Genomic DNA, 18535 nt, shown 5'->3' with positions numbered 1-18535 from the left:
TGTTGATGGTGATACCACGAGCTTTTTCTTCTGGTGCGTTATCGATCTGGTCGAATGCACGAGCAGAACCACCGTAGGTTTTTGCCAGAACGGTAGTGATTGCAGCGGTCAGCGTTGTTTTACCATGGTCAACGTGGCCGATAGTACCGACGTTAACGTGCGGTTTTGTACGTTCAAACTTTTCTTTAGACATCGATTGTCCCTCTAAGACACGGATAAATCGGTGATATCACCACATCAACCAGGCGAAATGCCTGAACTGTTGAATACATTTAAATTGAAACAGAGAGAAACGGGAGGGAGAAGTGAAGTGGTGCTGATACCCAGAGTCGAACTGGGGACCTCACCCTTACCAAGGGTGCGCTCTACCAACTGAGCCATATCAGCACGTATTGGAGCGGGCAGCGGGAATCGAACCCGCATCATCAGCTTGGAAGGCTGAGGTAATAGCCATTATACGATGCCCGCATCCTGAAACTCGGCTACCCAGTTCTTTCTGTAACAAAAAAAGAGATTTCTCTCTTTTCATGTTCGAGCTGATTAAATTTTTTTAACCAGCTCCGGCGGCATTTACGCTGCCAGAAAGTGGTGGTGGGGGAAGGATTCGAACCTTCGAAGTCTGTGACGGCAGATTTACAGTCTGCTCCCTTTGGCCGCTCGGGAACCCCACCGGACTTGATGGTGCCGACTACCGGAATCGAACTGGTGACCTACTGATTACAAGTCAGTTGCTCTACCTACTGAGCTAAGTCGGCATCAAGTAGCGCGCATTCTATGGAGACATGCGCAGTCATGCAACTAAAAAATTGCATAAAACGTTCTTTCGCTCACATTTTATGCGAAAGAAGGCATAAGCGCTGTAAAATCACCCACTCACGGTTAAAAATCCATCGCCAGAAGGCAATTTACCCCCAATATCACGTATCGTGACGGCTTTCGCGTAACGCAGCGGCCCCCATATTTTTTCTTATTATTCCTGTCATCTGGTGTTAACCTCCTGCCCATTGTCCAAAATTAACTATGTGATGGGCCATGACGCGGCAGTTTCGTCCGTGGTTCACGAAAACGTGCTTATGAGCAAAAAAGAGCAAACGTTAATGACGCCTTATCTCCAGTTTAACCGTAGCCAGTGGGCTGCCCTGCGCGATTCCGTCCCGATGACGCTGACGGAAGGTGAAATCGCACGGTTGAAAGGGATAAACGAAGATTTGTCGCTGGAAGAGGTGGCAGAGATCTATTTACCTCTGTCTCGCCTGCTTAACTTCTATATTAGTTCTAACCTGCGCCGCCAGGCGGTACTGGAGCAGTTTCTCGGCACGAACGGGCAACGTATACCTTATATCATCAGCATTGCCGGAAGCGTCGCCGTTGGCAAAAGTACCACCGCGCGCGTATTGCAGGCGCTGCTGAGCCGCTGGCCAGAGCACCGCAGCGTTGAGCTGATTACCACCGACGGCTTTTTGCACCCTAATGAGGTGTTAAAAGAACGCGGCCTGATGAAGAAGAAGGGTTTCCCGCTCTCCTATGATATGCATCGTCTGGTTAAATTCGTTTCCGATTTGAAATCGGGTGCGCCAAACGTGACTGCGCCGGTCTATTCGCATCTGATTTACGACCGCATCCCGGACGGTGATAAAACCGTTGTCCAGCCAGACATTCTGATTCTGGAAGGGTTGAACGTGCTGCAAAGCGGCATGGACTACCCGCACGATCCGCATCATGTGTTTGTGTCTGACTTCGTCGATTTCTCTATTTATGTCGATGCGCCGGAAGACCTGCTGCAAAGCTGGTACATCAACCGCTTCCTGAAGTTCCGCGAAGGGGCGTTCACCGATCCTGACTCTTACTTCCATAACTATGCTCAGCTCTCGAAAGAAGAGGCCATTAAGGTGGCGACGGGGCTGTGGAATGAGATCAACTACGTGAACCTGAAAGAGAACATCCTGCCGACGCGCGAGCGTGCCAGCCTGATCCTCACCAAAAGTGAGAAACACGCGGTCGACCAGATACGTTTGCGGAAGTCATAACGCAGAGATAAAAAAACCGGCGATATCGCCGGTTTTTTTTCGTCTTACGACAGCGGTTTTTCGCCGTTCTCGTCCTGGTCCACCGCAAAGCAGGCCACCAGCTGACCGTTGTAGTCTTTTAGCTGTGGCTGCAACTGCGTGCAAGGGCCAAAGCGACGACGGCAGCGGGCGTTAAACGCGCATCCCGGAGGCGGATTCAGCGGGCTTGGCAGCTCGCCGGTCAGCTTGATGCGTTCGCGACGGTCGTCCGGGTTCAGGCGCGGCGTCGCAGACAGCAGCGCCTGGGTGTACGGGTGACGAGGATTATTAAAGATCTGGTCTTTGGTCCCCTTCTCCACGCAGCGCCCTAAGTACATCACCATCACTTCATCGGCGATATGTTCAACCACCGACAGGTCGTGCGAAATGAACACGTAGGACAGCCCCAGATCCTGCTGGAGATCCATCATCAGGTTCAGCACCTGCGCACGTACGGACACGTCGAGCGCGGAAACGGGTTCATCGGCGATCACCACGTCCGGGTCGAGCATCAGCCCACGGGCGATAGCGATACGCTGACGCTGGCCGCCGGAGAACATGTGCGGATAGCGGTCGTAGTGCTCGGTTTTCAGGCCCACTTTCGCCATCATCGCCAGCGCTTTTTCACGGCGCTGCTCTTTGCTCAGATTGCTGTTAATCAGCAGCGGCTCTTCCAGAATCTGCCCCACTTTCTTACGCGGGTTCAGGGAGCCGTACGGGTTCTGGAACACGATCTGAATTTTCTGGCGACGCAGCTTCTGCGCCTGCGGATCGTGCTTGAGCAGATCCTGCCCCTGATAATAAAGCTCACCGCCGGTAGGCGTTTCGATCATCGTCAGCAGGCGGCCCAGGGTCGATTTGCCGCAGCCGGACTCGCCGACCACCGCCAGGGTTTTACCGCGCTCGAGGGTAAAGGAAACGCCGTCCAGCGCTTTGACCAGGCGTTCAGGCGCAAACAGCCCCTTCTTCACCGGATAGTGTTTTTTCAGGTCGATGGCCTGCAACAGCAGTTGTTGCGTACTCATAGTGTTGGCCTCCCGGCATCATCGAGTGGGTAGTGGCATTTCGACTGACGACCGTCAGCTAACAGGTTCAGCTCGGGCTCATCGACACGGCATTTGTCCGTTGCGTACGGGCAGCGCGGGTTGAGCAGACAGCCCTGCGGACGGTCATATTTGCCCGGCACCACGCCCGGCAGCGAAGCCAGACGCGCTTTATCCTGAGCAAACTCCGGCAGGGCGCGCAGCAGCGCCTGGGTGTACGGATGACGCGGCGCGCGGAAGATATCGTGCGAACTGCCGGTCTCGACCACCTGCCCCGCGTACATCACGATGATTTTGTGTGCCGCTTCAGCCACCAGTGCCAGGTCGTGCGTAATCAGCACCAGCGCCATGTTCTCTTTCTGCTGTAACTCCAGCAGCAGTTCGATGATTTGCGCCTGAATGGTGACATCCAGCGCGGTTGTCGGTTCATCCGCGATCAGCAGTTTTGGCCGACAGGCGATCGCCATTGCGATCATCACGCGCTGGCTCATCCCACCGGAGAGCTGATGCGGATAAACGTCCAGGCGCGATGCCGGGTCAGGGATACCTACCTGGGTGAGCAGGTCGATGGCACGCTGACGACGGGTTTTCTTATTGCCGCCCTGATGCACCTTAATCGCTTCCATAATCTGGAAACCGACGGTGTAGCACGGGTTCAGGCTGGTCATCGGATCCTGGAAAATCATCGCCACTTCCGCGCCCACCAGCTGGCGGCGCTGTTTTTCGGAAATGCGCTTCAGATCCTGTCCGTTAAACTCCAGGCTTTCGGCCATTACGCGGCCCGGATAATCAATCAGCCCCATAATCGCCAGCGAGCTGACGGACTTACCGGAACCGGATTCCCCAACGATGCCGACCACTTCGCCCTGATTTACGCTGTAGCTGATGCGGTCCACGGCGCGAAACGGTGTGCCTTCGTCGCCGAAGTGCACCGATAATTTATCTACATTTAATAACGCCATCTCTTGCCTCTTACTGCTTCAGTTTGGGATCAAGTGCATCACGCAGACCATCACCCATCAGGTTAAATGCCAGCACCGTCAGCAGAATCGCCAGACCAGGGAAGGTGACGACCCACCACGCGCTTTGTGCGAACTGCAACACGTCGGAGAGCATGGTGCCCCACTCTGGTGTTGGCGGCTGCGCACCCATGCCGAGGAAGCCAAGAGCGGCCATATCGAGAATGGCGTTAGAGAAACCGAGCGACGCCTGAACGATCAGCGGCGCAAGGCAGTTTGGGAAAATGTTTACGAACATCTGGCGCATCGCACCGGCACCCGCCACGCGGGAAGCGGTGACGTAGTCGCGGTTGACCTCCACCAGCACCGCCGCGCGGGTTAAACGCACGTAGTGAGGGAGCGCCACGAACGTTAGCGCCAGCGCGGCGTTACCGATTGACGGACCGAAGATAGCCACCAGCACCAGCGCCAGCAGCAGGCTTGGCAGCGCCAGCATGATGTCGACGATACGCATGATGATGTTATCAACGATGCCGCCGAAGTAACCGGCAACCAGACCCAGGACTACGCCCATGACCAGCGACAGCACCACCACAAGGCAGCCGACCAGCAGCGACAGACGCGCGCCGTACATCAGACGCGACAGCACGTCGCGGCCCACATCGTCGGTACCTAACAGATGCGCCAGGCTACCGCCGTCCTGCCAGGCCGGTGGCGCGAGCAGCACGTCGCGGAACTGGTCCGCCGGGTTGTACGGTGCGAGGAAGTTCGCAAACACCGCAATCAGGATCATGATGGTGACATACACCAGCCCTACTACTGCGCCTTTGTTGCGTTTGAAGTAGTGCCAGAACTCCTGCAACGGCGTCATTGGAACCGGTGCAGCGACAGCTTTGTTTTCAGAAACGTGTGACATGATGGCCCCTTACTTCTTATGACGAATACGCGGGTTCACCACGCCGTACAGCAGATCGACCAGCAGGTTGACGAGAATAATCATCGTCGCCACCAGCAGCACGCCGCCCTGCACAACCGGGTAATCACGGCGTTGCAGCGCGTCAATCAGCCAACGTCCAAGCCCCGGCCAGGAGAAGATGGTTTCGGTCAGGATCGCCCCCGCCAGCAGCGTGCCCACCTGGAGACCGATAACGGTGACCACCGGCAGCATGGCGTTACGCAGGGCATGAACGATGATCACGCGCATACGGGTCAGCCCCTTGGCGCGCGCGGTACGGATGTAGTCTTCCCCCAGCACTTCCAGCATGGAGGAGCGGGTCATACGCACGATAACCGCCAGCGGGATAGTCCCGAGCACCATCGCCGGGAGGATCATGTGGGCCACGGCATCAATAAAGTTGCCCTGTTCGCCCCAGATTGCGGTGTCGATCAGCATAAAGCCGGTCAGCGGATTGGAGTCATCAAGGAACACCATGTCGCTGACGCGCCCCGAGACCGGCGTCAGGTTCCACTGCACCGAGACCAGCATGATCAGCATCATGCCCCACCAGAAGATAGGCATGGAGTAGCCGGTCAGCGCCAGGCCAACGGCGGTATGGTCGAAGATGGAGCCACGCTTCACGGCAGCCAGTACCCCAACAGGAATACCCACCGCAGTGGCAAAAATCATGGCGCAGACGCCCAGTTCAAGCGTCGCTTTAAAGCGCGGCACGAACTCGTCCCACACCGGAAGACGGCTTTTCAGCGAAATACCCAAATCACCGTGCAACACGCCCCAGATATAGTTGAGGTATTGCTGCCACAGCGGCTTGTTCAGGCCAAGCTCCGCCAGCAGCTGTGCATGGCGTTCAGGGGAGATACCACGCTCGCCCGCCATAATCATTACCGGGTCGCCGGGGATCATATGGACAAAGGCAAAAGTGAGAAGGGTGATACCGATAAACGTGGGGATAACAAGCCCCAGACGTCGGAGGATGAACTGCAACATAACCCGGATTCTCTCTGATGACGCACGACAAAGGCGTGACGTCTGTATTGCTCACAAATGTAAATTCCCTCTCTCTGGGAGAGGGTTAGGGTGAGGGTCGAACAGGCTTCCCCTCACCCCTGCCCTCTCCCAAAGGGAGAGGGAGAACACCCTACTTATTATTCAACAGACACGTTTTCGAAGTGGTGTTTGCCCAGTGGATCAACCACGTAGCCTTTAACTTCTTTACGCACTGGCTCGTACACGGTGGAGTGAGCAACAATCAGCGCCGGAGCCTGATCGTGCATAACAACCTGAGCCTGCTTGTACAGTTCGATACGTTTGTTGTGATCGTCGGTCGCACGCGCCGGCTGGATCAGGTCTTCGAACGGCTTGTAGCACCAGCGAGAGTAGTTAGAACCGTCTTTCGCCGCCGCGCAGCTGAACAGGGTCGCGAAGAAGTTGTCCGGATCCCCGTTGTCACCGGTCCAGCCCATCATCACAGCCTGGTGCTCACCCGCTTTGGCGCGCTTCAGATATTCGCCCCACTCGTAGGTCACAATCTTGGCCTGAACGCCGATCTTCGCCCAGTCAGCCTGAACCATTTCCGCCATACGGCGTGCGTTCGGGTTGTACGGACGCTGAACAGGCATCGCCCACAGCTCAACGGTGAAGCCTTTATCCTGGCCCGCTTCTTTCAGCAGCGCTTTCGCCTTCTCAGGATCGTAGGTGTAGTCTTTCACGTCATCGTTGTAGCCCCACATGGTTGGTGGGATCAGGTTCTTGGCCGCAACGCCCGCGCCCTGATAAACCGCTTTGATGATCGCTTCTTTGTTCACCGCGTAGGTCAGCGCCTGACGCACTTTCACGTCATCAAACGGTTTCTTCTCGGTGTTGAAGGAGAGATAGCCCACGTTCAGGCCCGCCTGCTCCAGCAGGTTGATGTTTTTGTCCTGCTTCATGCGTGCAATGTCAGCCGGGTTCGGGTACGGCATAACCTGGCACTCGTTTTTTTGCAGCTTGGCATAACGTACTGACGCGTCCGGGGTGATGGAGAAGACCAGACGGTCGATCTGCGGCTTGGTGCCCCAGTAGCCTTCAAAGGCTTTGTACAAAATGCGGGAATCTTTCTGGTATTGCAGCAGCTGGAATGGACCGGTACCGATTGGGTTCAGGTCAACTTTTTCCGGGGTGCCGGCTTTCAGCATGTTGTCCGCGTACTCTTTAGACAGAATAGAGGCGAAGTCCATTGCCAGATCGGCCAGGAACGGCGCTTCCGGGCGAGTCAGCACGAACTGGACGGTTTTATCGTCTACTTTTTTCACTTCTGAGATCAGATCCGGCAGACCCATCCCTTCGAAGTATTCATAGCTGCCGCCGGAGACTTTGTGGTACGGGTTCTGGGCGTTTTTCTGACGATCGAAAGAGAACACCACGTCATCGGCGTTGAAGTCGCGCGTTGGTTTGAACTCTTTGCTGTCCTGCCACTTCACGCCCTGGCGCAGGTGGAAGGTATAGGTTTTGCCGTCTTCGCTGACGTCCCATTTCTCAGCCAGACCCGGAATCACTTCCGTGGTGCCGGTTTTGAATTCAACCAGACGGTTATAGATAGGTACAGAGCTGGCGTCGTAAGTCGTACCAGAGGTAAAGAGCTGTGGGTTAAAGCCTTCCGGCGAGCCTTCAGAACAGTAAACCAGGGTTTTTGCCTGTACGCTTGCTGCGACGGTCATGGCCACCAGGCTCAGACCAAGCTTCAGCATCCCTGACTTCTTCAAGGAAATACTCATTATTCTGCTCCAATGTGATGTTTTGCTTTGTTGTGTTACGCCGCCTGACCTTTATTTATTTTTTACCCGGTCCGGTCGGAGCTGCCCGAAGGCGTTAAAGGGATGGAGAATCCTTTCAGAAGAGCGTTTGAGTTGCAGCGCAGATCCTCCCTGAAATGCCCCTCGTGCCCTACAATCTGTCAACAGAATGTGAAAACGTCAATACAGGTGACGGGGATTTACGTGGAGTGTGAGAAACAGCAAACAAAGATTAAAAAAACTCAGGGCGCCAGTTTTCAGCAGGGAAATTTATGCTACTCGCCATGTTGCAGCACAATTCTCTTAATATTTTGCAACATCCAGTGATTAACTTTTATTCAGATTGGGTGAATTTTCTTAATTAATGGTGATAATCTGAGCACTAAATTCCACGAACGTTAAAACGCACAGCGAAAAATGCTGAGGTTAACCATAAGCAACGCGAAAAAAGATCAAACCATATATAAAAAAATACAATGGATAATGTCACAAAAGCGTTAACAGGCAGGGTGAAACGGGGCAAAGGGGCATTTTGGTTAATCAGGCTGGCTAACGCCATAATGCAAAAAGGGCTAACCTTGCGGTTAGCCCTTTTTATCGAATGTGGTCGGCGAGAGAGGATTCGAACCTCCGACCCACTGGTCCCAAACCAGTTGCGCTACCAAGCTGCGCTACTCGCCGAATGCGGAGCGCATCTTACTGCTGAGGTGCGCCCCCGTCAATCCCTTAAATTAAAAAAGCCATTCAACTGGTGAGAAACTCGCCATACGCCCTACTGCGCGGCTTTGGCGGGGCTGTCAGGGAGCTTACACCAGTTGTTGTTTTCGTTAATCCCACCGTCCGGTGAGGTATAACCCAGGCAGCCTAAAATGGTGTCGTACAGCTCAACGTGGCGGCGCGGCACCTTCATGTCGGCCTCTTTCTTCAGATGGGCAAACATCTGCGCCTTGTCAGGCTCGGCCAGATACTTGTCAGACATCCACACCATCATCGGCACGCGGAACTGCTCTGGCGGCGCCATCTTGCGCGGCGTACCGTGCAGGTGCTCGAACTCGTTGATCGACTCACCGTGGTCGGACGCGTAAAACACGATCGCTTTCTTATCGCGCACCTGGTCAATCACGCTGTCAATAAAGTGGTCAACGTAGGTCACCGAGTTATCGAAGGAGTTAACTAACTCCTCTTTAGTACAGTCTTTGTCTACACCCACGCACTCTGGCGTCCACTTCGCGAAGCTGCGCGGGTAACGCTGCGTATAGTTAAAGTGCGACCCTTTGGTGTGCAGGATGATCAGGTGCTTCCCGTCCGGATTTCCGTTCAGGGAGACTTTCATCTCGTCGATCAGCAGCATGTCATCAACCGATTTGCCGCGGTTGCGCGGCTCCGCACCGATTTGCTCACGGTAGGCGATGTTCTGAGCCATGGTATTGCTGTAGAACCACATTTCGCTTTGCATCGCATAGAGGTCAGAGCTAAACCCGAGCTGATGCAGCACCGAGAAGACGTTCTGCTCTTTCAGGGTACGCTGCGGGTTATCGCTCGCCCCGCCCTCACGCACGAACATACAGCGCAACGAGAGCTTGGTTGCCGTATCGCAGGAGTAGCCGCGATAGGCGATCAGGTTTTTCTCCTGCGCCAGCTTCGGCGTGGTGTCTCGGTCATAGCCCAGAATCCCCATGTGATCCCAGCGGGTGGTTTCACCGATAATAAAGACGACGTAGGTATCATCGATATCTTTCGGGGCGACATAGGTAAATTTCTTCGCCGGATTCATCAGCGATTTGTTATCTGACGACTCATCCACCTGCGCCCAGGCGTAGAGGCCCAGCGCGGAAATCCAGTTGGAAGGCAGATAGGAGTTCGCCACCACGCCGCCGTAGCTCGGCATATCCACGCCGGAGGTGCGCTCGTCATACTTTTGCTTCACGTCCAGCAGGCGAATCGGCCCCCATACCAGCAGCCCGGCAACCAGCACCACCGCTACGCTTCTGAAACGTTTACCCGGCGTGCGGATCTGATGCACCAGCGTATAGCGGCAGCGGTTACTCCAGATGAGCAGCAGCGGCAGCGCGCTTACCGCCACCAGCCAGAGAATAAAGTGCAGGCCAACGACCTCTTTCGAGAGATCGATATCCGTGGTCATCACCGAGGCAATAATGCCGTAGCCGATAACCACGTTCATAAAGGTCATGTAATAGCTGGCGCCAGCCGAGAACAGCACGACCAGGGTCGCCAGCACTCGCCATACGCGGCGGCCAAACAAAGAAAGAATACGGAACAAGAAGAAGGTGACCAGTACTGCAGCGACCAGTTCGACAACCGCTGCAATTCCTTTCCAGACGGTAAAATCCTGCGCGTAACCGTCAAACCGACGGAAAAAAACTGCGCCATTCATAAACAGGCCGATGTACAACGCCAGCAAAAAGCAGAGCTTTTGTTGCGCCATCGATTTAATGTATTTCATGCAAGCTACCCGGACAAAGGGACGGTAACACCGCCTACCTCTGGAGAAGAGGTGGACAGATTAAATATTCGCTCAGGGAATCGTTCTAAGAAACGTCTACAAGCGTGGTCAGTAGACCACAGGGAAGCAAAAAAGTGGCAGCAGAGAATGTGATCGGAACAGTTATTTACAAAAAATCAATTCCTGATGCGTACATTTTCAACTAAATCGCTGTTTGACAGACATAAAAAAGGCCGGACATCCGGCCTTTTCTGCATACAGGAGAAAGGGATTATGCGTGCGCCTCGTTGAACACTTCGCGCTGCGGCTGGCGAATGGTCGTGGACAGCGCCAGGGAAATTATCAGCAGGGCGAATATGACGCAGAAGGTCACGTAGAATCCGCCAAACAGAGAGGCAATCAGCGAGCCGCAAATACTGCCGATACCGAAGCCTAAATAGATAACGCCGTAGTTTTTCGCCAGGTTGTTCAGGCCGAAGAATTCGCTGACCAGCGACGGGAAGACGGTGATCGTACCGCCGAAGTTGAAGGCCACGCAGGCAATCGCGGCGAAGAAGGTTGCTTCGTTCAGCGGCGCAAAGAGCAGCGCGGCCATCCCCACCAGCGATACCACCTGCCCCAGCGTAATGACGCGGATACGGGCGATTTTATCGGAGAGGATCCCCAGCACCAGACGGCCGGACAGGTTGGCGATAGAGATCACGGTCACCGCGTTAGCCGCCGTCATCGCATCCAGTTTCACCATCCCCTGCGCGATATCTTTCGCTACGCCAATCACATACAGACCGCTCATGCAGGCCGTCAGGAACATTACCGCCAGCATCCAGTACTGCGGTTTACGCATGGACTGCGCCAGGGTGAAGTCATTTTCCATCACGCCGTTAACCGATTTCACCTCCTGCTGCGGCGCATCTTTCATCAGCGTCGCACCAAACAGGATCATCACCAGCACGATGGCGCCCCAGATCATGAAGGTTTTTTCAAGGCCAACGGACGCCAGCAGGTGGGAGTCGATGAATTTAAAGCCGAGACTGCCCAAGCCGTAAGAGCCGATGGCAAATGCCGAAATCAGCCCCTTACGCTCCGGGAACCATTTCACGCAGTTCGACAGGGTTAACAGGTAGCCCGCGCCGTCTGCCAGCCCCACCAGCACCCCGGCGCTCAGCCACAGCATCATCAGGTTGCTGGAGTGCGCCGTCAGGAAGAAGCCGACGCCTAACAGAATGCCGGAGGCCATGGTGACGCGCTTAACGCCAAAACGTTCCTGTAATTTGCCCGCGATGGATGAGGAAATCGCCAGCCCTAAGCTCAGCAGGCCGAACGAAAACGCGACCTGGCTGACCGGAGCATCGAGCTTATCGGACAGCGCGCTGTTAAACAGGCTCCAGGTATAGACCGAACCCAGCGCAAACTGGGTCACGATGGTGCCGATAAGGGTCAGCCAGCGAGTGCGGTTGTATGTTGATGTGTTCATGGCAGTTGTCCTGCAAGAGAAAGTAAGAAATTCGCTGAGGACTACGATAAACAAAACCTTACAGCAAAGGGGGAAAACGGCATGAAGTGCAGGAGAAACGGAATGAAATGCCTGGAATCAGGAATGAATGACCTTGCCGGGGAACAAATCGACCATAAGTTAGTAGCCACTATCGCTGCAACCCCGGTGGTCATTGTGTTAAATATGTTATCGCAACGTTGAAAAAAGCGACACCCCTAAAATTTGGCGCTGACGCCGAGGGTATACAGCATGTCTTCTCCGGTGGTAGGGCTGTCCGCCTGAGATAACGAGGCGTAGGCCGCCATGCGCGGGTAAAGCAGCATATCCGCGCCTACGGTTACGTCCATCCAGTTGCCGTATTGCATCGGCGCGGGGGACGTGGACATGCCGGACTGCGATTTCCACTGATTTTCACCAAACTGCTGGTTATAGCTGATCTGCGCCCAGGGGCGCACGCCGCCGTATTGCGTATCCACACGCCAGCCCAGCGAGCTAACGCTCGCGTGCCAGAGCGGATCGGTCAGGGATTGCGTGGTCGCGGTATCGCCAAATTCGTTGTACATATTCGGCGCGCTGCCGTCATAGCGCCACGCCACGACCGGCCCGGTGGTAGTGTGACCCGACAGCGGAAAATTCCAGCCGACGCTCATGCCGCCGGGCACGTCAGACGAGGTATCTGAAGGAAGATTCAGCGCGAACCCGGCCGTATTCTGCGCAGAGTTGATCCGCTCCGCGAGAATATCTTCGTAACGTGGTTGGTGATCGGCGTCCCATGTATAACGTTCTGCCGTATTACTTTGCGCATCTGAAACGATATATTCCTGTTGCCAGGCGAATGCTGCGGTATCAAAAAGCAAACAGGCTGAAACACCCACCAGGCCCAAAACGGCATGGCGACCACTGATTTTTTTTATCATCATCAAAGCGACTCCAGAAAGAGCCGAATTCGGCGATATTTGTCGTTGTCTGGAAGAGGTTTAAGGGCTTATATACCCGAAGACGCAGAGTTATGACCCTGTATTAACTATTGTCTCTTTGAAAGACACGTCAAGCCTGACAGATTGAAAATTTTCGATTCAGTATCAATAAGGGAGATAACCTATGCAACGTTGCGGCTGGGTAAGCCAGGATCAGCTTTATATCGACTACCACGATCGCGAGTGGGGCGTGGCGCAAAGAGAGGGGCAAAAGCTCTTTGAGATGATCTGCCTTGAGGGGCAGCAGGCGGGCCTGTCGTGGATCACCGTACTGAAGAAGCGCGAAAACTACCGCGCGGCCTTCCATCAGTTTGATCCGGTGAAGGTCGCGGCGATGACCGACGAGGATGTCGAACGGCTGGTGCTCGACGCCGGGATTATCCGCCATCGCGGCAAGATCCAGGCGATTATCGGCAACGCCCGCGCCTATCTGGCGATGGAGCAGAACGGCGAGCCTTTTTCATCGTTCGTCTGGTCGTTCGTGGACAACACGCCGAAGGTGACCCAGGCGGCCACGCTCGCCGACATCCCCACCTCCACGCCCGCGTCGGACGCCCTCTCTAAGGCGCTCAAGAAGAAAGGGTTTAAGTTTGTGGGCACCACCATCTGTTACTCCTTTATGCAGGCCTGTGGGCTGGTGAATGACCATATCACAGGCTGTTTCTGTCACCCCGGGGGCGTTGATGATCCGCAAATGGGAAAGTGAGAACACCGCGCCGTTACTGAGCCTGTGGCTGGAAAGCACCACCGAGGCGCATCCGTTTATCGATCCGGGATACTGGAAAGAGAACGAGAGCCTGGTGCGCGAGGTGTATCTCCCGTCCGCCGAAACCTGGGTCTGGGAAGAGAACGGATGCCTGCGGGGATTTGTCAGCGTGATGCAGTCGCAGTTTGTCGGCGCGCTGTTCGTCGCCCCGGCGTACATCGGGAAAGGAATTGGGCGCGCGCTGCTGAATTTTGTCCAGCAGCGCTACGACTGGCTAACCCTTGAGGTGTACCAGAAAAACGTCCGGGCGGTGAATTTCTACCACGCGCAGGGCTTTCGCATTGAAGACAGCGCCTGGCAGGATGATACCCAACACCCGACGTGGATCATGAGCTGGCAGGCGGATCAAACGCCGTAAGCGTCAGCTCTGGCCCCTGATACTTCTCGACCCACGCCAGCGCCGTATTTCCCGCGCAGCCATTCCCCAGCTTCGAGCTGGGGAGATCTTTGGTTAACACGTTCACCGCGCCGTTTTTACAGATCCCGCCCTCGCCCGGCTCCAGATCGGGCCATGCCCCCTGGTGAATACAGATCACGCCAGGCCGGATGCCGTCGCTCACCACCGCCCCGGCCAGCACCTGCCCGCGCGCGTTCCAGACCCGCACCAGGTCGCCATCCGCAATGCCCCGCGCTTTCGCATCGTCGGTGTGCAGCGTAATCGGCTCGCGCCCGGCCACCGCATATGACTCGCGTAAAGAGGAGTAGTTGAGCTGGCTGTGCAGACGATGCGCCGGGTGGGCAGAGAGCACCTGAAGCTGCTGCGGCTGCGCGTTGCCGTGCCACTCGTCCGGCTCCAGCCATTTCGGATGCGGCGGACAGTCGGCGTAGCCAAAGCTGGCGATGCGCTGGCTATGGATGACGATTTTTCCGCTCTCGGTTTTCAGCGGATGGCCTTGCGGATCGCGGCGGAAATCCGCGAAGCGGACAAACCGCGCGTTCTGCTCGCTTTCCGGCATCTCGAGGATCTCGTTCGCCTCCCAGAAGTCGGCAAACGGCGGCAGCGTCACCCCCTGCGCTTCGCCGCGCTGTGCGGCAATCTGGTAGAAGGTTTCCAGCCATTGCAGGTCGGTTTTACCTTCCATAAAGCGCTCGCGCCCGCCCGCTTCCCAAAGCTCGCTCAGATCGGCAAACACCTCCAGATCGTCACGCGCTTCGTCGCGCGGCGCCACCACGCGCTTCATCGGCACCATATGCTGGTTGCTGTAGTCGCCGGTCATGGTGAGGTCGTTACGTTCAAACGAGGTGGTGGCAGGCAAGACGATATCCGCGTGTTTCGCGGCCGCCGTCCAGAAGCATTCGGAAATCACCACCAGCTCCGGCTTCTGCCAGGCGCGGATCAGGCGGTTGGTGTCCTGATGATGGGTGAAGTTCGCGCCGCCCGCCCACCAGACGAAGCGGATATCCGGGAAGTGGCGGTCCATACCGTTGTGCTGATAAAAACCGCCGGGATTTTCCAGCGCTTCCACGATACGCGCCACCGGGATCTTCTCCACCGCATCGGTGCCGTTCTGCACCGAGCCCTGCATCGAGGCCAGCACCGCCGCTCTGCGCGTTGGGTTGCCGCCGTTGGCAAAGTGATAAGAAAGACCAAAACCGCCGCCCGGCGTGCCGATCTGCCCCAGCATGGCGGCGAGCGTGACCAGCATCCAGTGCTTCTGCTCGCCAAACTGCTGGCGCTGCATTCCCCATCCGGACATCAGCATCGTGGTGTTTTCGTGGAACAATTGCGCCAGTTCGCGAATTTTATCGGCCTCTACGCCGCAAATCCCTGCCGCCCACGCTGCCGTTTTCGGCACGCCGTCGGTTTTGCCGGTAACGTAGTCGGCGAACACCTCATACCCGCTGGTGCAGCGCGTCAGGAACGCATCGTCCTGCCAGCCGTTTTCAATAAGGGTGTGGGCGATGCCGAGCATCATCGCCACGTCGGTGCCCATGTGCGGCGCAATCCATTCGGCACTGTCGCCGAAGAAATCCATCGTTTCGGAGTGCATCGGGTCAATGCAGATAATGCGTTTGCCGCTTTTACGCAGCGCGTCGAAGTACGAAACTCCCTGCTCGTCGGAGGCGTTCCACGCAATCTTCAGCGTATTAAGCGGGTTGGCACTCCAGAGCACCACCACGTCGGTGTGTTCCAGCACCAGCGGCCAGCTGGTCTGCTGCTGGTAGACCTCATTTCCACCCACCACGTAGGGCATGATGGCCTGCGCCGCGCCGGTGGAATAATCCCCCAGATGGCCGGTATAGCCCCCGGCAAGGCTCATGTAGCGCTGCAACAGCGTGGCGGCTTTGTGCAGCACGCCGTTTGAACGCCAGCCGTAAGAGCCTGCAAAAATCGACGACGGGCCATAGGTTTCACGGATGCGTTTGTGCTGAGAATGGATAAGCGCGAGCGCATCGTCCCAGCTTACGCGGACAAACTCGTCCTGCCCGCGCGTCCCCTGCGGTTTATCCGGCGAGGCCAGAAAGCCTTTACGCACCATCGGCCAGCGCACGCGCGTTTTGCTGTGAACCTGGTCGCGTACCACGGTTTGCAGCGAGTTGGGATGTTGGGTTGGCAGTGCCCCGCGGGACGACAGGACATTTTCGCCATCGGTTTCGACCAGCATCGGGCCCCAGTGGGCGGCGGTCAGAATGGTTTTCGTTGAGGTGCTCAAGCGTGCGCTCCTGGATGCGTGCAGGTTGACGGCCTTCTTACTGAGGCTGTTTATGGTTTGACACAAATTTCAGAGTTATACCGGGAATTTTCTCCGTATCTGGACGTCATAATCAACCGCCAGACTCGTCGTGGCAAAGAATAAAAAGGATTAAGGAAATAAGATGAAAAAACGCGTACTGGTTATTGCCGCTATTGTGAGCGGCACGCTGGCTATTTCAGGCTGCACAACCAACCCTTACACCGGCGAACGTGAAGCGGGTAAATCCGGCATCGGCGCGGGTATCGGCTCGCTGGTAGGCGCGGGTATTGGCGCACTCTCCTCGTCCAAGAAAGATCGCGGTAAAGGCGCGCTGATCGGTGCCGCCGCAGGCGCAGCGCTGGGCGGCGGCGCGGGCTATTACATGGATGTGCAGGAATCCAAACTGCGCGAGAAAATGCAGGGCACCGGCGTGAGCGTAACGCGCAACGGTGACAATATCATCCTGAACATGCCCAATAACGTGACCTTCGACTCCAGCAGCGCAACGCTGAAACCGGCAGGCGCCAACACCCTGACCGGCGTGGCGATGGTGCTGAAAGAGTATCCAAAAACCGCCGTTAACGTGTTTGGCTTTACCGATAACACCGGCAGCCTGGATCTCAACAACCGTCTGTCGCAGCAGCGCGCCGATGCGGTCTCCAGCGAGCTGATCACCCAGGGCGTCGCGGCGAACCGCATCAACAGCAAAGGGATGGGCCCGTCAAATCCAATCGCCAGCAACAGCACGGCTGAAGGGAAAGCACAGAACCGTCGCGTAGAGATTACGCTGAGTCCGATGCAGTAAGCGTTTGATCTCTCTCCCTGAGGGAGAGGGTTAGGGTGAGGGGAACATACGGCTCTGGTGGTCATTCCGTTCACCTTAGGTCCCCTGCTTCTCTGTCGCCACACTACTTGTGAACGTGTCAGGGCGGTTCACCGCCACCGCCCTGACAACCCGGGCTCCCGGCAAGAAAATCGCCGCTTCGCGGTTCCCTCAGCTTATTCCTTCAGGCTATCGGGTCGGGCACCAGCCTGCATCCATGCAGGCTATGCCCTCTCGGCGCGTCCATGCGCCTCGCCCCGGCCTTACGGAAACGCTTCGGCGATTTACAGCCGGACCAGTGTGCCATTTGCCAGCACTATAGCCGCTGGAACACTTCCCTCTCCCTGTGGGAGAGGGTCAGGGTGAGGGCATCACCCCGCACGATCCCCTTGCCATCGTTGATTTTCCCGCTAAGGTATTCCCACCAAATTCAGGGAAATCAGCGATGCGCAAATCCACACGGGCCACCATCAGCGACGTGGCGAAAGCCGCCAAAACCGGTAAAACCAGTATTTCGCGCTATCTCAACGGCGAGAAACATCTGCTTTCCGACGCGCTGCTCGCCCGTATTGAACAGGCTATCGCCGAGCTCGACTACCGCCCAAGCCTGATGGCCCGCGGCCTGAAGCATGGCCGTACCCGCCTTATCGGGCTGATTATCGCCGACATCACCAATCCCTACTCCGTCAACGTGCTGAGCGGCATCGAGGCCGCCTGTCGTGAAAAAGGCTTCACCCCGCTGGTTTGTAACACCAACAACGAACTCGATCAGGAGCTGCATTACCTCGATCTGCTGCGCAGCTATCAGGTGGAAGGCATTGTGGTTAACGCCGTGGGGATGCGCGAAGAGGGGCTGAACCGCCTGCAACAATCTTCCCTGCCGATGGTGCTGATCGACCGAAAAATCCCGGAATTTGCCTGCGACGTGGTCGGGCTGGACAATACCCAGGCGGCCACCACCGCGACCGAGCACCTGATTGAACAAGGCTTCGAGGCGATCCTGTTTCTCAGCGAACCGCTCGGCATGGTCAATACCCGCCGCGATCGCCTGAGCGCCTTCCGCGCGACCCTGGCGCGCTATCCGGGCGTGATCGCCGAAAACGCCGAAACCCCGCTCCACGAGTCAGAGCAGATCGACAATACCCTGCGCCAGTTCCACACCCGCCACCGCGGGATGCGCAAGGCGGTGATCTCCGCCAACGGTGCGCTCACACTTCAGGTTGCCCGATCCCTTAAGCGCATCGGCCTGCACTGGGGCAGCGATATCGGCCTGCTGGGCTTTGACGAACTCGAATGGGCCGAGCTGGCGGGCGTGGGCATTACCACCCTCAAACAGCCTACCTGGCAGATCGGCTATGCCGCTGTCGAACAGGTGGTTCGGCGCATTGAAGGGGAAAGCGACGCGGTTCGCGAGCAGGTTTTCTCCGGTGAACTGATCGTTCGCGGCTCAACCTCCCGTTAATTTTCCCTTCGTGATAGCGATCATAAATTCAACATCCTGACCTTTCCTTTGGAACCGGTACCATCTAGCGTATTACTATCAATACAGGCGATGGAGT

The 18535-nt window shown here is 56.4% G+C and carries 15 protein-coding genes and 5 tRNA genes; 5 read left to right on the top strand and 15 right to left on the bottom strand.

Annotated features, from left to right (window positions below):
- From ACSVHP_RS12160 to ACSVHP_RS12140, 5 genes are all read right to left on the bottom strand, one after another.
- Positions 1-193 (bottom strand): GTP-binding protein (locus ACSVHP_RS12160; protein ID WP_227513111.1); only part of this gene is annotated, 193 nt, incomplete at its 3' end.
- A 118-nt stretch (positions 194-311) separates the two neighbouring features.
- Positions 312-387, bottom strand: a tRNA-Thr gene (locus tag ACSVHP_RS12155).
- Positions 388-393: 6 nt separating this feature from the next.
- Positions 394-468 (bottom strand) — tRNA-Gly (locus ACSVHP_RS12150).
- A 118-nt stretch (positions 469-586) separates the two neighbouring features.
- Positions 587-671 (bottom strand) — tRNA-Tyr (locus ACSVHP_RS12145).
- Positions 672-679: 8 nt separating this feature from the next.
- Positions 680-755, bottom strand: a tRNA-Thr gene (locus ACSVHP_RS12140).
- Positions 756-1073: 318 nt separating this feature from the next.
- Here ACSVHP_RS12140 and coaA point away from each other — a divergent pair.
- Positions 1074-2027 carry a type I pantothenate kinase gene (gene coaA / locus ACSVHP_RS12135; RefSeq protein ID WP_234674040.1) on the top strand — a complete coding sequence of 318 codons (954 nt, stop codon included), beginning with the start codon at positions 1074-1076 and terminating at the stop codon, positions 2025-2027.
- 44 nt (positions 2028-2071) lie between these two features.
- On the opposite strand, the gene dppF is transcribed toward coaA, so the two are convergent.
- The 9 genes from dppF to ACSVHP_RS12090 all read right to left on the bottom strand — a co-directional run bounded on the left by dppF (position 2072) and on the right by ACSVHP_RS12090 (position 12655).
- A complete protein-coding gene (dppF, locus tag ACSVHP_RS12130) occupies positions 2072-3070 on the bottom strand; it encodes a dipeptide ABC transporter ATP-binding subunit DppF (RefSeq protein WP_417314203.1) in 999 nt (332 codons plus the stop codon).
- The gene (dppD, locus tag ACSVHP_RS12125) at positions 3067-4050 is read right to left on the bottom strand and encodes a dipeptide ABC transporter ATP-binding protein (RefSeq protein ID WP_234674038.1); all 984 of its coding nucleotides are present in this window, start codon (positions 4048-4050) and stop codon (positions 3067-3069) included. Before dppD ends, dppF begins: the two co-directional genes overlap by 4 nt.
- Positions 4051-4060: 10 nt before the next feature.
- Positions 4061-4963 carry a dipeptide ABC transporter permease DppC gene (gene dppC, locus ACSVHP_RS12120; protein ID WP_234674037.1) on the bottom strand — a complete coding sequence of 301 codons (903 nt, stop codon included), beginning with the start codon at positions 4961-4963 and terminating at the stop codon, positions 4061-4063.
- A 9-nt stretch (positions 4964-4972) separates the two neighbouring features.
- Positions 4973-5992 carry a dipeptide ABC transporter permease DppB gene (gene dppB, locus ACSVHP_RS12115; protein WP_234674036.1) on the bottom strand — a complete coding sequence of 340 codons (1020 nt, stop codon included), beginning with the start codon at positions 5990-5992 and terminating at the stop codon, positions 4973-4975.
- A gap of 158 nt (positions 5993-6150) precedes the next feature.
- Complete coding sequence (gene dppA, locus ACSVHP_RS12110) at positions 6151-7758, bottom strand: dipeptide ABC transporter periplasmic-binding protein DppA (protein WP_234674035.1); 1608 nt, start codon at positions 7756-7758, stop codon at positions 6151-6153.
- 622 nt (positions 7759-8380) lie between these two features.
- Positions 8381-8457, bottom strand: a tRNA-Pro gene (locus tag ACSVHP_RS12105).
- 91 nt (positions 8458-8548) lie between these two features.
- Positions 8549-10240, bottom strand: a complete 1692-nt coding sequence (eptB, locus tag ACSVHP_RS12100; RefSeq protein WP_447552036.1) for a kdo(2)-lipid A phosphoethanolamine 7''-transferase — start codon at positions 10238-10240, stop codon at positions 8549-8551.
- A gap of 271 nt (positions 10241-10511) precedes the next feature.
- A complete protein-coding gene (locus ACSVHP_RS12095) occupies positions 10512-11714 on the bottom strand; it encodes an L-lactate MFS transporter (protein WP_417314207.1) in 1203 nt (400 codons plus the stop codon).
- A 236-nt stretch (positions 11715-11950) separates the two neighbouring features.
- Positions 11951-12655: an autotransporter domain-containing protein gene (locus tag ACSVHP_RS12090; RefSeq protein ID WP_447552035.1), complete on the bottom strand. Its 705-nt coding sequence runs from the start codon at positions 12653-12655 to the stop codon at positions 11951-11953.
- Positions 12656-12836: 181 nt separating this feature from the next.
- On the opposite strand from ACSVHP_RS12090, the gene tag reads away from it, so the two are divergent.
- A complete protein-coding gene (gene tag / locus ACSVHP_RS12085; RefSeq protein ID WP_234674031.1) occupies positions 12837-13418 on the top strand; it encodes a DNA-3-methyladenine glycosylase I in 582 nt (193 codons plus the stop codon).
- The gene (locus ACSVHP_RS12080; RefSeq protein ID WP_234674030.1) at positions 13396-13836 is read left to right on the top strand and encodes an N-acetyltransferase; all 441 of its coding nucleotides are present in this window, start codon (positions 13396-13398) and stop codon (positions 13834-13836) included. Before tag ends, ACSVHP_RS12080 begins: the two co-directional genes overlap by 23 nt.
- Here ACSVHP_RS12080 and ACSVHP_RS12075 read toward each other — a convergent pair.
- Positions 13805-16084: a molybdopterin guanine dinucleotide-containing S/N-oxide reductase gene (locus ACSVHP_RS12075; RefSeq protein WP_447552042.1), complete on the bottom strand. Its 2280-nt coding sequence runs from the start codon at positions 16082-16084 to the stop codon at positions 13805-13807. The genes ACSVHP_RS12080 and ACSVHP_RS12075 overlap by 32 nt on opposite strands.
- Before the next feature lie 211 nt (positions 16085-16295).
- On the opposite strand from ACSVHP_RS12075, the gene ACSVHP_RS12070 reads away from it, so the two are divergent.
- Positions 16296-16958: an OmpA family lipoprotein gene (locus ACSVHP_RS12070; protein ID WP_447552034.1), complete on the top strand. Its 663-nt coding sequence runs from the start codon at positions 16296-16298 to the stop codon at positions 16956-16958.
- Positions 16959-17421: 463 nt separating this feature from the next.
- Positions 17422-18438, top strand: a complete 1017-nt coding sequence (locus ACSVHP_RS12065) for a LacI family DNA-binding transcriptional regulator (RefSeq protein WP_234674028.1) — start codon at positions 17422-17424, stop codon at positions 18436-18438.
- Positions 18439-18535 lie beyond the last annotated feature (97 nt).

It is taken from the genome of Enterobacter sp. 186315 (assembly GCF_053290175.1).
This window is presented reverse-complemented; position numbering and strand designations above follow the sequence as displayed.

Bases quoted from the DNA above. Each gene is read 5' to 3' on its own strand.
- ACSVHP_RS12090 (WP_447552035.1), bottom strand. From the start codon at position 12,655: ATGATGATAAAAAAAATCAGTGGTCGCCATGCCGTTTTGGGCCTGGTG.
- ACSVHP_RS12065 (WP_234674028.1), top strand. From the start codon at position 17,422: ATGCGCAAATCCACACGGGCCACCATCAGCGACGTGGCGAAAGCCGCC.
- dppD (WP_234674038.1), bottom strand. From the start codon at position 4,050: ATGGCGTTATTAAATGTAGATAAATTATCGGTGCACTTCGGCGACGAA.
- dppF (WP_417314203.1), bottom strand. From the start codon at position 3,070: ATGAGTACGCAACAACTGCTGTTGCAGGCCATCGACCTGAAAAAACAC.
- coaA (WP_234674040.1), top strand. From the start codon at position 1,074: ATGAGCAAAAAAGAGCAAACGTTAATGACGCCTTATCTCCAGTTTAAC.
- tag (WP_234674031.1), top strand. From the start codon at position 12,837: ATGCAACGTTGCGGCTGGGTAAGCCAGGATCAGCTTTATATCGACTAC.
- ACSVHP_RS12080 (WP_234674030.1), top strand. From the start codon at position 13,396: ATGATCCGCAAATGGGAAAGTGAGAACACCGCGCCGTTACTGAGCCTG.
- dppA (WP_234674035.1), bottom strand. From the start codon at position 7,758: ATGAGTATTTCCTTGAAGAAGTCAGGGATGCTGAAGCTTGGTCTGAGC.
- ACSVHP_RS12075 (WP_447552042.1), bottom strand. From the start codon at position 16,084: ATGCTGGTCGAAACCGATGGCGAAAATGTCCTGTCGTCCCGCGGGGCA.
- ACSVHP_RS12070 (WP_447552034.1), top strand. From the start codon at position 16,296: ATGAAAAAACGCGTACTGGTTATTGCCGCTATTGTGAGCGGCACGCTG.
- ACSVHP_RS12095 (WP_417314207.1), bottom strand. From the start codon at position 11,714: ATGAACACATCAACATACAACCGCACTCGCTGGCTGACCCTTATCGGC.
- eptB (WP_447552036.1), bottom strand. From the start codon at position 10,240: ATGAAATACATTAAATCGATGGCGCAACAAAAGCTCTGCTTTTTGCTG.
- dppB (WP_234674036.1), bottom strand. From the start codon at position 5,992: ATGTTGCAGTTCATCCTCCGACGTCTGGGGCTTGTTATCCCCACGTTT.
- dppC (WP_234674037.1), bottom strand. From the start codon at position 4,963: ATGTCACACGTTTCTGAAAACAAAGCTGTCGCTGCACCGGTTCCAATG.